The sequence below is a fragment of the Aeromicrobium tamlense genome, assembly GCF_013408555.1.
GTDB classification, from domain to species: domain Bacteria; phylum Actinomycetota; class Actinomycetes; order Propionibacteriales; family Nocardioidaceae; genus Aeromicrobium; species Aeromicrobium tamlense.
The window spans coordinates 2,371,816-2,385,444 of record NZ_JACBZN010000001.1 but is presented as its reverse complement, the minus strand read 5'-3'; the positions used below and the strand labels follow the sequence as shown (position 1 = coordinate 2,385,444).

Annotated in this window: 11 protein-coding genes; 8 read left to right on the top strand and 3 right to left on the bottom strand. The window is 70.5% G+C overall.

All coding sequences use genetic code 11. From position 1 onward, the window contains the following. The first annotated feature begins 56 nt into the window (after nucleotides 1-56). The 3 genes from BJ975_RS11835 to ettA all read left to right on the top strand — a co-directional run bounded on the left by BJ975_RS11835 (nucleotide 57) and on the right by ettA (nucleotide 5,195). Entirely contained in the window at nucleotides 57-1,784 is a 1,728-nt protein-coding gene (locus BJ975_RS11835) for a dynamin family protein (RefSeq protein WP_179426140.1), read from the top strand. 79 nt (nucleotides 1,785-1,863) lie between these two features. Beyond that, nucleotides 1,864-3,462: a GTPase gene (locus BJ975_RS11830; protein WP_179426138.1), complete on the top strand. Its 1,599-nt coding sequence runs from the start codon at nucleotides 1,864-1,866 to the stop codon at nucleotides 3,460-3,462. Between the two features lie 50 nt (nucleotides 3,463-3,512). After that, on the top strand, nucleotides 3,513-5,195 hold the full coding sequence (ettA, locus tag BJ975_RS11825) for an energy-dependent translational throttle protein EttA (protein ID WP_179426130.1): 1,683 nt from the start codon (nucleotides 3,513-3,515) through the stop codon (nucleotides 5,193-5,195). A 78-nt stretch (nucleotides 5,196-5,273) separates the two neighbouring features. On the opposite strand, the gene BJ975_RS11820 is transcribed toward ettA, so the two are convergent. Beyond that, complete coding sequence (locus BJ975_RS11820; RefSeq protein ID WP_179426128.1) at nucleotides 5,274-5,921, bottom strand: hypothetical protein; 648 nt, start codon at nucleotides 5,919-5,921, stop codon at nucleotides 5,274-5,276. 124 nt (nucleotides 5,922-6,045) lie between these two features. Here BJ975_RS11820 and BJ975_RS11815 point away from each other — a divergent pair, with 124 nt between their 5' ends. Then, the gene (locus tag BJ975_RS11815; protein WP_179426126.1) at nucleotides 6,046-8,145 is read left to right on the top strand and encodes a TolB family protein; all 2,100 of its coding nucleotides are present in this window, start codon (nucleotides 6,046-6,048) and stop codon (nucleotides 8,143-8,145) included. A gap of 85 nt (nucleotides 8,146-8,230) precedes the next feature. On the opposite strand, the gene BJ975_RS11810 is transcribed toward BJ975_RS11815, so the two are convergent. After that, a complete protein-coding gene (locus tag BJ975_RS11810; RefSeq protein WP_179426124.1) occupies nucleotides 8,231-8,719 on the bottom strand; it encodes a MarR family winged helix-turn-helix transcriptional regulator in 489 nt (162 codons plus the stop codon). A 109-nt stretch (nucleotides 8,720-8,828) separates the two neighbouring features. On the opposite strand from BJ975_RS11810, the gene BJ975_RS11805 reads away from it, so the two are divergent. Together BJ975_RS11805 and BJ975_RS11800 are read left to right on the top strand one after the other, a co-directional pair. Continuing rightward, nucleotides 8,829-9,365 (top strand): YceI family protein, encoded by a 537-nt coding sequence (locus BJ975_RS11805; protein ID WP_179426122.1) that lies wholly within the window; start codon nucleotides 8,829-8,831, stop codon nucleotides 9,363-9,365. A 136-nt stretch (nucleotides 9,366-9,501) separates the two neighbouring features. Next, entirely contained in the window at nucleotides 9,502-10,725 is a 1,224-nt protein-coding gene (locus tag BJ975_RS11800; RefSeq protein WP_179426120.1) for an MFS transporter, read from the top strand. Between the two features lie 12 nt (nucleotides 10,726-10,737). Here the strand turns inward: BJ975_RS11800 and BJ975_RS11795 are convergent, their stop codons facing one another. Further along, nucleotides 10,738-11,340 (bottom strand): TetR/AcrR family transcriptional regulator, encoded by a 603-nt coding sequence (locus BJ975_RS11795; protein ID WP_179426118.1) that lies wholly within the window; start codon nucleotides 11,338-11,340, stop codon nucleotides 10,738-10,740. Nucleotides 11,341-11,429: 89 nt separating this feature from the next. Between BJ975_RS11795 and BJ975_RS11790 the strand changes: the two genes are divergently transcribed. Both BJ975_RS11790 and BJ975_RS11785 read left to right on the top strand, forming a co-directional pair. Further along, nucleotides 11,430-12,647 (top strand): acetyl-CoA C-acetyltransferase, encoded by a 1,218-nt coding sequence (locus tag BJ975_RS11790; protein WP_179426116.1) that lies wholly within the window; start codon nucleotides 11,430-11,432, stop codon nucleotides 12,645-12,647. Continuing rightward, the gene (locus BJ975_RS11785; protein ID WP_179426114.1) at nucleotides 12,644-13,399 is read left to right on the top strand and encodes an SDR family oxidoreductase; all 756 of its coding nucleotides are present in this window, start codon (nucleotides 12,644-12,646) and stop codon (nucleotides 13,397-13,399) included. Before BJ975_RS11790 ends, BJ975_RS11785 begins: the two co-directional genes overlap by 4 nt. Nucleotides 13,400-13,629 lie beyond the last annotated feature (230 nt).

The following is a 13,629-nucleotide window of genomic DNA, read 5'->3' as shown; positions in this document are numbered from 1 at the left end:
GTGACGAATGGGACTCCGGGGTGTGTCCACTGCACTACCATTCGTAGTGATCTGAGATGACTGAGCCTGCCGCAATTCCCCAGCGCGAGGCCATGGTCGAGGACGGTCTGCTCCAGGGCCTGTCAGGACTGGCGGCAGCGGTCGTCGCCATGCCCTTGGAACTCGACATACCCGGGGTCGAGCAGGACCGCGCGCTCCAGCGCGAGATCGCCGAGCAGCTGGGGGACTACGTCGTCCCCCGACTCGAGAATCTCGGCGCCCCGCTGCTGGTCGTGGTCGGCGGCTCCACCGGCGCGGGCAAGTCCACGCTGGTGAACTCGATCGTCGGCCGCCGTGTGTCGGCCACAGGAGTGCTGCGACCCACCACGCGCACCCCGGTGCTGGTCCACCACCCCGCCGACACCGAGTGGTTCCGCTCGGGCCGTGTCCTGCCCGACGTCGTCCGCACCGGCTCCAACAGCCGGCGCGCCAACACGATCCGCCAGGTGGCCTGCTCCACGCTGTGGCCGGGCGTGGCCGTGCTCGACGCCCCCGACTTCGACTCGATCGACGAGACCAACCGTGAGATGGCCGAGCAGCTGCTCGGGGCCGCCGACCTGTGGCTGTTCGTCACCTCGGCCGCGCGCTACGCCGACCAGGTGCCGTGGGACTACCTGCGCCGGGCCGCCGACCGCAACGCCTCGATCGCGGTCGTGCTCGACCGCACCTCTCCCGAGGCCCTGGGCGAGGTCCGGCGTCACCTGGCCCGGATGCTCAGCGAGCACGGGCTCTCCGACGTGGCGCTGTTCTCCGTGCCCGAGTCCACGCCCGACTCCGAGGGCGTCCTGCCGACGGGCGACGTCGCGCAGGTCGTGTCGTGGCTGCGGCACCTCGCCGACGACGAGGCCCAGCGCCGCGAGATCGTGCTGCGCACCCTGCAGGGCGCCATCACGCACGACGTGCAGGAGTCGCGCCAGCTGGAGAGTGCGCTGACCCGTCAGGTCGACGCCGCGGCCCAGCTGCGCCAGGACGTCGCGTCGGTCTACCTGAGCGCGCACGCCGATCTCATGACCGCCGCCACCGACGGCACCATGCTGCGCGGCGAGGTGCTCGCGCGCTGGCAGGACTTCGTGGGCTCGGGCGAGATCTTCCGCAAGCTCGAGCGCACCGTGGGCTCGTGGCGCGACAAGCTGTTCCGTCGCAAGCCCACCACGCCCGAGGAGGTCGAGGAGGCCGCCGTCTCGGGCCTGCACCTGCTGATCCTCGACCGCGCCGAGCGCGCCGCCGAGGAGGTCGCCCGCGCCTGGGACTCCACGCAGGCCGGTCGCACCCTGCTCGACAGCCAGCGAGGGCTGGACCGTGCCTCGCGCGACGTCCGGGTGCGCGCCGAGCGCATCGCGCGCGAGTGGCGCGAGGCCGTGTTCGAGCTCGTCGCCGAGCAGGGCTCCGACAAGAAGACCAAGGCCCGTGCGCTGTCGCTGGGCGTCAACGCCGCGGGCGTCACCCTCATGGTCGTGGTGTTCGCCGGCACGGCGGGTCTCACGGGCGCCGAGCTCGGCATCGCCGGCGGCACCGCCGCCGCGGGTCAGGCCGTCCTCAACGCCGTCTTCGGCGACCAGGCCGTCCGCGACCTCGCCGACCAGGCCGGCAAGGACCTCGCACGCCGTCTCGAGGACCTGCTGGAGTCCGAGGCCGAGCGCTACCTCGACCTGCTGCCCGACGACGTGGCCCTCGAGTCCGCGCACTGGCAGCTCGAGGCCGCGATCGCGTCCGTCGCCCCTCCGCGCGGGAGGCGGTCGCGATGAGCGAGCGCCAGCGAGCGAACGATTCCACGCATCGAATCGCGGCACCGACCTACCCTGCCCTTCTTCAGGCGGTGACGCGATGAGTGCATTGGACGAGCGCGTCACAGCCCTGCAGTCGGCGATCGAGGCCGCGGGCGACGTCATCGACCCCGACGTCGTCGCGCCTGCCGAGGCCACCTTCAGCCACGCGCAGGAGCGCCTCGAGCTCTCCACGCAGCACACGGTCGTGGTGCTCGCGGGCGCCACGGGCTCGGGCAAGTCGTCGCTGTTCAACCGCCTCGCGGGCCTGGACCTGGCCGAGGTCGGCTACCTGCGGCCCACCACGTCCACACCGCTGGCGTGTGCGTGGGGCCCCGCCGGCGCCACCGAGCTGCTCGACTGGATCGGCGTCGCCCGCCGCGACCAGATCGCCCGGCGCAGCATCCTCGACGCGCCGCAGGACGACGCGTTCGAGGGCCTCGTGCTGCTCGACCTGCCCGACCACGACTCGGTCGTCACCCAGAACCAGGAGGTCGTCGACCACGTCGCGCGCTACGCCGACCTGTTCGTGTGGGTGCTCGACCCGCAGAAGTACGCCGACGCCGCGATCCACGCGCGCTACCTCCAGCCGCTGGCGACGCACGCGGAGTCGTCGGTCGTGGTGCTCAACCAGGCCGATCGGCTCAGCGAGACCGACCTCAAGATCGCGGTCGACGACCTCGAGCTGATTCTCGAGCGTGAGGGCTTCCGCGGCGTGCCCGTGATCGCCACCAGCGCCACCAGCGGCAAGGGACTGCCCGAGCTGCGGGCCGAGATCGGTCGCCGGATCACCTCCAAGCGGGCCTCGCAGGCACGTCTGGTCGCCGACGTGCGCCAGGTGGCGCGCCGCCTCGCCGACGCCGGGGGAGTGGAGCCCGTGCCGGGCCTCGACCGCCCGGTCCGCGACGCCCTCGTCGAGACGTTCGTCCAGTGCGCCGGCGTGCCGCAGATCGCCGACGCGGTCGAGGAGTCCATGGCCCGACGCGCCGTGGTCGCCACCGACTGGCCGCTGATCGGCTGGGTGGGTCGGCTGCGCCACGACCCGCTGCGCGAGCTCGGCTTCGGCCGGTCGGCGCGCGACGCCGTGGCCGAGGTCATGCCGATCTCGCCGTCCGTGCAGCGCGCCCGCGCCGACCTGGCGCTGCGCGAGGCCACCGAGGTCGCCACCGAGGGCATGTCCCGCCCGTGGCGGGCCTCCGTCGTCGACGCGGTCGCCGGCGAGAGCGCGCGCGACGTCATCGACGAGCTCGACGAGGCCGTCGCCGGCGTCGACCTCGGGCTCAAGCAGCGTCCGCTGTGGTGGACCGCCGTCGGAGCCCTGCAGTGGCTCACGTTCCTGGCCGTCGTCGGCGGGCTCGCGTGGTCCGTCGCGGCCGCCTTCGGCCTCGTGGACCCCGATCCCTGGACCGGTGCGCCCCGGCCGCTCGGCATGAGCCTGCCGCTCGTGCTGATCGCCGGAGGCCTGCTGTTCGGCATCGCGCTCACGCTGTTCTCGCGCTGGCTCGGCGGGGTCGGCGCGCGGCGGGCCGGGGCCAGAGCGGAGAAGAAGCTCACCGAGGCGATCAACCGCACCACCGAGCGGATCGTGGTGGCGCGCCTGCGCAGCGAGCTCGACCGCTACGACCGCTGGCGCAACGGCCTGTCCACCGCCGGTCGCTGAGCGCTGCCGGTCGGCCGTCGTTCCGGCGTTCTCGCTAGGCTGGGGCCATCATGGCTGACTACGTTCTCTCTCTGCGCAACGTCCGCAAGGCCCACGGCGACAAGGTCGTCCTCGACAACGTCTCCCTCTCGTTCCTGCACGGGGCGAAGATCGGCGTGGTGGGTCCGAACGGCATGGGCAAGTCCACCCTGCTCAAGCTGATGGCCGGGCTCGACCAGCCGAACAACGGCGACCTCGTCCGCGATCCCGACGCGTCGGTCGGCATGCTGCAGCAGGAGCCGCCGCTGACCGAGGGCAAGACGGTGCTCGAGAACGTCGAGGAGGCCGTGTCCGAGATCAAGGGCAAGATGAAGCGCCTCGAGGAGGCGTACGCCGAGATGGGCGAGCCCGACGCCGACTACGACGCCCTCATGGCCGAGACCGGCGACCTGCAGACCTACCTGGACAACACCAACGCGTGGGACGTCGACAGCCGTCTCGAGCAGGCGATGGACGCGCTGCGCTGCCCGCCGTCCGACGCGCTCGTCGACAACCTCTCCGGTGGTGAGCGCCGCCGCGTCGCGCTGTGCAAGCTGCTGCTCCAGCAGCCCGATCTGCTGCTGCTCGACGAGCCCACCAACCACCTGGACGCCGAGAGCGTGCAGTGGCTCGAGGGTCACCTCAAGAGCTACCCGGGCGCCGTCCTGGCCGTCACCCACGACCGCTATTTCCTCGACAACGTCGCCGAGTGGATCGCCGAGGTCGACCGCGGCCAGATCCACGGCTACGAGGGCAACTACTCGACGTACCTCGAGACGAAGAAGGAGCGCCTCAAGATCGAGGGGCAGAAGGACGCCAAGCGCGCCAAGATGCTCGAGCGCGAGCTCGAGTGGGTCCGCTCCAACGCCAAGGGGCGCCAGACCAAGAGCAAGTCGCGTCTGGCCCGCTACGAGGAGCTTGCCGCCGAGGCCGAGAAGGCCCGCAAGATCGACACCACCGACATCAACATCCCGGCCGGTCCGCGCCTGGGCGACGTCGTCCTCGACGCGAAGAGCCTCACGAAGGCGTTCGACGGCCGCACGCTGTGGGACGACATCAGCTTCTCGCTGCCGCGCGCCGGCATCGTGGGCGTCGTCGGCCCGAACGGCGTCGGCAAGACCACGCTGTTCCGCATGATCACGGGCAACGAGGAGCCGGACTCCGGCGAGCTCGAGGTCGGCAAGACGGTCAAGATCAGCTACGTCGACCAGAACCGCGCCAACATCGACCCGAACAAGAACGTCTGGGAGGTCGTCTCCGACGGCCTGGACTTCATCAAGGTCGCGAACTTCGAGATGAACAGCCGCGCCTACGTGGCCTCGTTCGGCTTCAAGGGCTCGGACCAGCAGAAGAAGGCCGGCGTGCTCTCCGGTGGTGAGCGCAACCGCCTCAACCTGGCGCTGACGCTCAAGCAGGGCGGCAACATGCTGCTGCTCGACGAGCCCACCAACGACCTCGACGTCGAGACCCTGTCCTCGCTCGAGGACGCGCTGCTGGACTTCCCGGGCTGTGCCGTCGTCACGTCGCACGACCGCTGGTTCCTCGACCGCATCGCCACGCACATCCTGGCGTGGGAGGGCACCGAGGAGAACCCGGGCAACTGGTTCTGGTTCGAGGGCAACTTCGCGTCCTACGAGGCCAACAAGATCGAGCGCCTCGGCGAGGAGGCGGCTCGCCCGCACCGCGTCACCCACCGCCGCCTCACCCGCGACTGAAGTCCCGCTCGGGCAAGATTTGCTCCGATTTCCACCATTCAGCAGGGCTGAGAGGTGGAAACCGGAGCATTTCTCGTGTCAGGAGTCGCCGAGGTCCTCGTCGCAGTCGATGGGACCGGAATGCACGAGGCCGATGCCTGCACCGGTGGCGGCGATCTCATGGCTGCGGCCGAGCACCCGGATGGTGGCGCGAGGCGAGTCGGATACGGACGACATCCCTGCGCCGTTGCAGCTGGCGTTGAAGAGGGCTCGAATCGTGAAGGGCGTGCGCTCGTCGTCGTAGAGCTCTCCGAAGCCGTCCATGTCGAAGACCCCGTCGATGCTGGTGCTCGCGCTGAAGCTGTCGGCGTCCTTCACGAGCCCCGGCCCGCCTCCGACAGCCCACTCGGCGCGGACGCCCATGCCGGTGGCCGGACCCATGTACGGCCACTCCAGGAACTCCACCGCGACAGGGACCGCGGCATCGCTGACGACCATGGTGCGCAGGACGCAGTCGAGCCGTCGATCGACGCTGATCGCGCGGAGGGGACCGGTGTGATCGATCGGATCCTCGATCCCCTCGGGCAGGGGGACGATCGAGCGCGGGTCCTTGCACTCGACCAGCTCGGCAGCGGTGATCGACACCTTCGAGGCCTGCCAGGCCGAGGCGCCGACCCACGCGGCGTAGCCGCCGACGAGCAGGACGACGAAGGCGATCGCGATCGACCAGCGCAGGCGTGTGGACACGGACGCAACCTAGGGCACCGGGCTCGCGTCCGGGCGGGATCGACGAATCAGGTCCGTGACGTCGCCGACACGTGTGAGACTGTCGCGACGACCGCGGACGGGCGGTCCGGGCACGGGAGGGTCCATGCGCTCTCGGGGGTTGCCGCGCATCGTGGTGATGACCGTGCTCGTGTCCCTGCTGGGTCTGGCCGCGCCGGCGCAGGCGCGACCGGCGACTCGGCTGACCGTCGAGGGGCCGACGCGGTCGACGATCGACTCCGGCACCGCCATCGTGATGCGGGGCAGGCTCGCTCGAGCCCGCGGGGGCGAGAGCGTGCGCCTGCAGTTCTGGAACGGCTCCCGCTGGCACACGCAGGCCGTGAGCCGCGTGACGAAGCGCCGGGCCTACCGATTGAGCCTCGTTCCACCCGTGGGCGAACGCCGCTGGCGCGTGCGCTTCGCCGGTGACGAGCGTCTGAAGCCTGCCACGTCCCGCACGGTCCGGGTCCGCGTGCGCCCTGCCCTCGACATCACGTCCGTGATCCCCGGCGAGCGGGCGATTCTCTCGGGGATCGTGCCGGGGCACCGCCGTCGCCCCGTGCAGCTGCAGCAGTGGTCAGGCACCGCGTGGCGCACGATCGATCGAGGCACCTCCCGGGCGGACGGGCTGGCACGATTCCCGGTGCGGGTGATGGCGACAGCCGAAGAGGGCCGGTACCGCCTCCACGCGCCGCGATCGGGTCGGCTCGGCGCCGTGTCCAGCCCGTCTCGTACCGCGATGAGGTCCCAGACCGCGCAAGTGCTGGCGCCGGACACCGCGTACCTCGAGGAGAGGGTCCACGTGACAGCGGTCTTCACGCCCGCGCGTGCCGATCGCCGGGTGGACGTGCAGAGCCTCGTGAACGGAGCGTGGGTGACCGTCGCATCGGGCTGGCAGGACGCCCGAGGCCAGGCGAGGCTCTCGGTCGAGGCGTCGAGTCTCGGTTCGATGCGGCTACGTGCGGTCGCGCTGCGCACGTCCGGCGGCGGACTGAGCGTGATCTCGCCGGCGCGCACGGTCGTCGTGACCGAGGGTCCCGTCCCGCCGCCCACGCTGATCAGCCGTCCCGCGGACGGCACGGCGACGGACCATGAGTCCTGGGCACCTTCCGTGTCCGCCGACGGCGGGTCCGTGGCGTTCTCCTCGTTCGTCCCCCACCTCACGGTCGACGACGCGAACGACGCGGCCGACGTGTTCGTCCGCGACGTCGGATCGGGGCAGGTGGTCCGCGCGTCGCTCGCGTCTGACGGTGCGGAGCTGGCGGAGTCGTCCGCGCAGTCATCGATCTCCGGTGACGGCTCGAGGGTCGCGTTCGTGACCGGGGCGTCTGCCGTTCCGGAGGATCTCAACGGCCGCCAGGACGTCTATCTCCGTGACCTGGACCGGGGGACCACCGTGCTGGTGAGCGCGTCCGAGGGCGGTGGCGCCGGTTCGGGACCCTCGGGCAGGCCCCGTCTCGCCTCCGACGGAAGCGTCGTCGTGTTCACCTCCGGTGCGGACGATCTCGTGCAGGGCGACACCAACGGCGTCACCGACGTGTTCGTGCGGGACCTCGCTTCCGGTCGCACGACCCGCGTGAGTCAGGCGCCCGACGGCTCGGAGCTGGCGTCGCCTTCCACGGCGCCGGCCCTCTCGAGCGATGGTCGCCACGTCGCCTTCACCGTTCGGCCCGAGGGTGCTGCCCCTCAGCTTCTCCTGCACGACGTCCGGCTCGGCACCACCGTCAACACGGGGGTGGCGCCGTGTGGAGTCGCGGCACCGACGGTGTCCGACGGCGGGCGATTCATCGCGTACGTCTCGTGCGACGACGGCCCCGGCGACGGGAACGGGCTGCCCGATGTGCTGGTGCACGACCTCGCGACGGGCTTCACCGAGGTGATCAGCCGTTCACCCCAGGGTGCCGTGGGCGTCGCAGGAGCGCCGACGATGTCGGCCGACGGCCGGTTCATCGCCTTTGCCTCCGACTCCCCGGAGCTCGTGGCGGGGGACGCCAACGTCGCGCGCGACGTCTTCGTGCGTGACCGCGTGACCGGCTCCGTGACGCGGGCGAGCGTGGGTCGCAACGGCCGCGAGGCGTCGGGCGGCTCGGACGAGCCGGCCATCTCCGCAGACGGTCGCGCGGTGGCGTTCTCGTCGTTCGCGAGGCTCCACGCCGAGGATCTCGATCGCGGGCAGGACGTGTACCTGAGGCACCTGTCCCGCTAAGCCCCCGCCTGCGCCGAGATTTGCTCCCTTTTCGACCTCTCAGCACGTCTGAAAGGTCGAAGATGGAGCAAATCTCGGGGCCGGGTCAGAAGCGGCGGCCGCCGATGGCCTCCTGGACCGCCTCCATGACGCGGCGCACGGCGGCGAGGTCCTCGTCGGAGCACTGGTCGATGAGGTAGTCGCGGACGCCGCGCACGTGGGTGTGGGCGGCGGTGGCCAGCAGCGCGAAGCCCTTGTCGGTCAGCACGGCGGTGACGCCGCGGCCGTCGGTGTCGCACTGCATGCGCAGCACGATGCCGTCGCGCTCCAGGCGGCCGATCGTGTGGGTGATGCGGCTGCGGGAGTGGGAGAGGGCGGCCGCGAGGTCGGCCATGCGGATCGACCGGTCGGGCGCCTCGGACAGGCGGACCAGGATCTCGTACTCGGACATCGACAGGCCGTGCTCGCTGCGCAGGTCGCGGTCGAGGCGGTCCATCAGCACGGTGGATCCGCCCAGGAACGCGCGCCAGGCGCGTTGCTGCGACTCGTCGAGCCAGCGGGTGTCGTTCACCGAAGCGATGGGCAGGTCAGTCATGTGAACTAGTTTACATCTTCAACGACTTGATTGAAAGTTCAATCATGTGTATCGTCGATCATGTTGAACGATCAACGACTCGACGACACAGACTGACACAGGAGCAGCAATGAGCGACATCACCCCCGGTACCTGGCAGCTCGATCCCACGCACACCGAGATCGGCTTCACCGTCCGCCACATCATGAGCAAGGTGCGCGGCAAGTTCGAGAAGTTCGAGGGCACGATCGTCACCGCCGAAGACGTCACCGCCTCCAGTGCCACCGCCACGATCGACCTCTCCTCGATCAACACCGGCACCGCCGACCGCGACAACCACCTGCGCTCGGGTGACTTCTTCAACGTCGAGAGCACGCCGACCATGACCTTCGTGTCCACCGGCGTCGTCCGCAAGAGCGACACCGACTTCGTCGTCACCGGCGACCTCACCATCAAGGACGTCACCAAGCCGATCGAGCTCGACGTCGAGTTCCTGGGCGAGGGCAAGGACCCGTGGGGCGGCACCCGTGTGGGCGTCGAGGCCAAGGGCCAGCTGAGCCGCAAGGAGTTCGGCATCGACTTCAACATCCCCCTCGAGGGCGACAAGGTCATGATCGGCGACAAGATCACGCTGCTCATCACCGCGGAGGCCGTGCTGCAGGCCTGACCCGCACACCCCCTGTCTCGGAGGGGCTCGCGACGCACACCCCCCGGCGTCGCGGGCCCCTTCGTCATGTCCGGACCGCGCGATCGGACCCGACGAGTTCGGTGAAGTTGAAGTCGAACTCAAGTAGGGTGCGGTGATGGAGCGCGCCGGGTCGAGACCGATGGAGGTCCGCGGCCCGGAGACGAGGCAGATCCTCGGCCTGCCGGCCACGGCCGTCAGGACGCTGGTCCTCGGCTTCCTCGCGAGGGTCCCGGCGGGCGCCCTCGGCCTGGTGATCGTCCTGCACGGACTGACGCTCGGGCAGACCTACACCGTCAGCGGGCTGATGGCGGCGGCCTACGCCCTCGGCATCGCGGTCGGGGCCCCCGTCGTCGGTCGAGGCATCGACCGCTGGGGCCAGACGATGCCGCTGTTCGCCGTCACGGTCGTCGCTGCGGCCATGATGGTCGGACTGTCCGCGCTGCCGCACGGCATCGCTCCGGCCGTGCCCGTGGCCCTGGCCGCGGTGACGGGCCTGACCCAGCCGCCGCTGGCGGTCTGCGCGCGGGCGATCTGGAACGAGCGGCTCGGTCCGGTGGACCTCAGCCGGATGCTGTCCCTGGACGCGTCACTGCAGGAGGTGACGTTCATCCTCGGTCCCCTGACCGTGGTGTCCTGGGCGACGGTGCGGGGGACCCACGAGGCACTGGTCCTGGCGGCGGGTCTCGTCCTGGTGCTCACGACGGTGTTCGCGCTGACGCCGGAGTCGCGTACGGCCTCGCGCCGGTCGAGCCGCCCGGTGATGGGGACCCCGAGCCGATTCCCGGCGACCGTCTGGATCCTCGTCGCCGTGACGTTCACCGTCGGCATCGCGATCGGCATCCTCGAGGTCGCGGTGGTGCGCCGCTCCGCCCAGCTCGACGCGTCCCACCTGATCGGCGTCTTCTACGGGCTCTGGGCGACGGGCAGTCTGGTGGGCGGGCTCGTCAACCTCCGAGCCGCGGGCCGGGGCCGACTCGCCGGTCGCCTGATCGTCTTCCTGGCCGCGCTCGCACTCACCCATCTGATCGTCGCGGCGGCGACCACGTCGCTCGTCCTGGGTCTGACCCTCCTCCTGGCGGGGCTGCCCGCGGCTCCGATGTTCGCCGCGTTCTACGAGCTGCTGGGGAGGTCGGCGCCCGAGGGCCGGGTCACGGAGGTCTTCGCCTGGGGCTCGACCGGCAGCATGGCCGGAGTGGCACTGGGCACCGCGACGGGCGGTGTCCTCGCCGACGCGATCAGCAGTCGCGGGAACATCGTCGTCTGCGCGGCGGTGCTGGGTCTGGCCTCGCTGTTCGCGCTCGTCTGCCGGGCGCCGCTGACGCGCGTCGAGCGTCGCTGAGGTCGGCGACGCTCAGGCGGCGCCGACCATCCGCAGGGCCAGCTCGCCGTGCAGGGTCGCGATCTCGTCGGGCGTGGTGGGCCCGTCCGGGTGATACCAGCGCACCAGGTCGATGCTGAGGGAGAGCAGCGCGAGCGCCGTGCCCTTGAGGTCGGCCACGGTCATGACCTCCGCCTCGACGCCGGCCTCGAGGGCCTCGCGCATGAGCGCCTCGATCGCGCGGCGGTACTCGGCGATCTCGGCGCGGTGCTCGGGGGTCAGGGCGTCGAACTCGTACTGCACGATCCGGCCGACGCGGCTGTTGACCGCGTGCCAGCGGCTGAACTCGGCGACCATCGTGCGAGTGCGCTCGGCCGGGTCGGACGCCGACTGCGAGGCCTTCTCGATGATCTCGACGGCGCTGCGGTGGCCGCGCCGGGAGATCTCGAAGAGGAGCTCCTCCTTGGTGGCGTGGTGCACGTAGACCGCCGCCGGGCTCATGCCCGCACGGGACGCGATGTCGCGAGTCGTGGTGCCGGCGAAGCCCGAGGTGGCGAACGCCTCGACGGCCGCCGCAAGGAGGCGCTCGCGCGTCGTGGCGGATCGATCGCGACCGTTCGCGGCGTCGGTGGTCATGGTGGACAGCATGACGCAGGAATGTCACACTAAGCAAGCGCTTAGTCATCGGCGGGTCGCCCCGTCGGCACATTCGAAAGGCCTACATCATGCCCGAAGCAGTCATCGTCTCCACCGCGCGCTCTCCCATCGGCCGCGCCGGCAAGGGATCCCTCAAGGACATGCGTCCGGACGACCTGACCGTCCAGATGATCGAGGCCGCGCTGGCCAAGGTGCCGGGCCTGGACCGTCGTGACATCACCGACCTGCACCTCGGTGTCGGCCAGCCCGCGGGCGAGGCCGGCCACAACCTGGCGCGCGCCGTCGCCGTGCTGTCGGGCATGGACCACCTGCCGGGCGTGACGGTCAACCGCTACTGCTCCTCCTCGCTGCAGACCACCCGCATGGCCTTCCACGCGATCAAGGCCGGCGAGGGCGACGCGTTCATCTCCGCCGGCGTCGAGACCGTCAGCCGCTTCGGCAACGGCTTCGCCGACATTCCGGGCACCGAGAACCCGCTGTTCGCCGAGGCCATCGCCCGCACCGCCAAGCGCGCCGAGGGCGGCGCCGACACGTGGGTCGACCCCCGCGGCAACAGCGAGCTGCCCGACCTCTACATCGCGATGGGCCAGACGGCCGAGAACGTCGCGCAGCACCTGGGCATGAGCCGCCAGGAGCAGGACGAGTTCGCCGTCCGCAGCCAGAACCTCACCGAGCAGCGCATCGAGGAGGGCTTCTGGGCCAAGGACATCACCGAGGTCACGCTGCCCGACGGCACGACCGTGAACAAGGACGACGGTCCGCGCGCCGGCACCACGCTGGAGGCCGTCAGCAGCCTCAAGCCGGTGTTCCGCCCCGACGGCACCGTCACCGCCGGCAACGCCTGCCCGCTCAACGACGGCGCCGCCGCCGTGGTGATCATGTCCGACACCAAGGCCAAGGAGCTGGGCCTGACCCCGCTCGCGCGCATCGTGTCCACGGCCGTCACCGGCCTGTCGCCCGAGATCATGGGCCTCGGCCCGGTCGAGGCGATCCCCGCCGCGCTGAAGCACGCCGGCATGGGCATCGACGACATCGACCTGTACGAGATCAACGAGGCCTTCGCGGTCCAGGCGTGGGGCTCGGCGCGTGAGCTCGGCATCCCGATGGACAAGCTCAACGTCAACGGCGGCGCCATCGCGGTCGGCCACCCGTTCGGCATGACCGGCGCCCGCATCACGTCCACGCTGATCAACTCGCTGCAGTGGCACGACAAGCAGTTCGGCGTCGAGTCCATGTGCGTCGGCGGTGGCATGGGCATGGCCATGGTGCTGGAGCGTCTTTCGTGACCAAGGGTCGCTTCGCCGGCAAGGTCGCGATCGTCACGGGCGCGTCGCGCGGCATCGGCCTCGGGGTCGCGCAGCGCCTCGTGGCCGACGGCGCGAAGGTCGTCATCACGGCGCGCAAGACCGAGGCCCTCGAGGCCGCGGTCGCCGAGCTCGGTCCCGACAACGCGGCGTACGTCGCGGGTGCGGCCGACGACGCCGCGCACCAGGACGAGACCATCGCGAAGGCCGTGGAGCAGTTCGGCGGGCTGGACTTCCTGGTGAACAACACCGGAATCAACCCGACCTACGGCCCCATGATCGAGATGGACCTCAACGCGGGTCGCAAGATCTTCGAGGTCAACGTGCTCGCCGCGGTGTCGTGGGCGCAGAAGGCGTACAACGCCTCGCTGAAGGACCACGGTGGCGCGATCGTCAACATCGCGTCGGTGGCCGGTCTCAAGCCCGCGCCGATGATCGGCATGTACGGCGCGTCGAAGGCCGCGGTCATCCACGTCACGCAGGAGCTCTCGCTCGAGCTGGCTCCGAACGTGCGCGTGAACGCGGTCGCTCCCGCGGTCGTGAAGACCCGGTTCGCCGGTGCGCTCTACGAGGGTCGTGAGGAGGAGGTCGCCGCGGCTTACCCCCTCAAGCGCCTCGGCCTGCCCGAGGACATCGCGGGCGTCACGACGTTCCTGCTCTCGCAGGACGCGGCCTGGGTGACCGGCCAGTGCCTCACGGTGGACGGCGGACTGCTGCTCACCGGCGGCGTCTGACCACCGATTGAGACGAAGGGCCCCGGGACCTCGGTCCCGGGGCCCTTCGCCGTCGATTTGCGAAATCCTGCACATAACCGCTCTCAGATGACGGTCTGGCGGAGATCTTGTCCCCACATGTGAACAATCCTGTGTGCAACTAGCAGTTACACGTCGCCTGAACCTCTCGCGCCACACCCGCCACGCACCACGGGCCGCGATGTGATCTAAAACATGAGGAAACCCTCGGG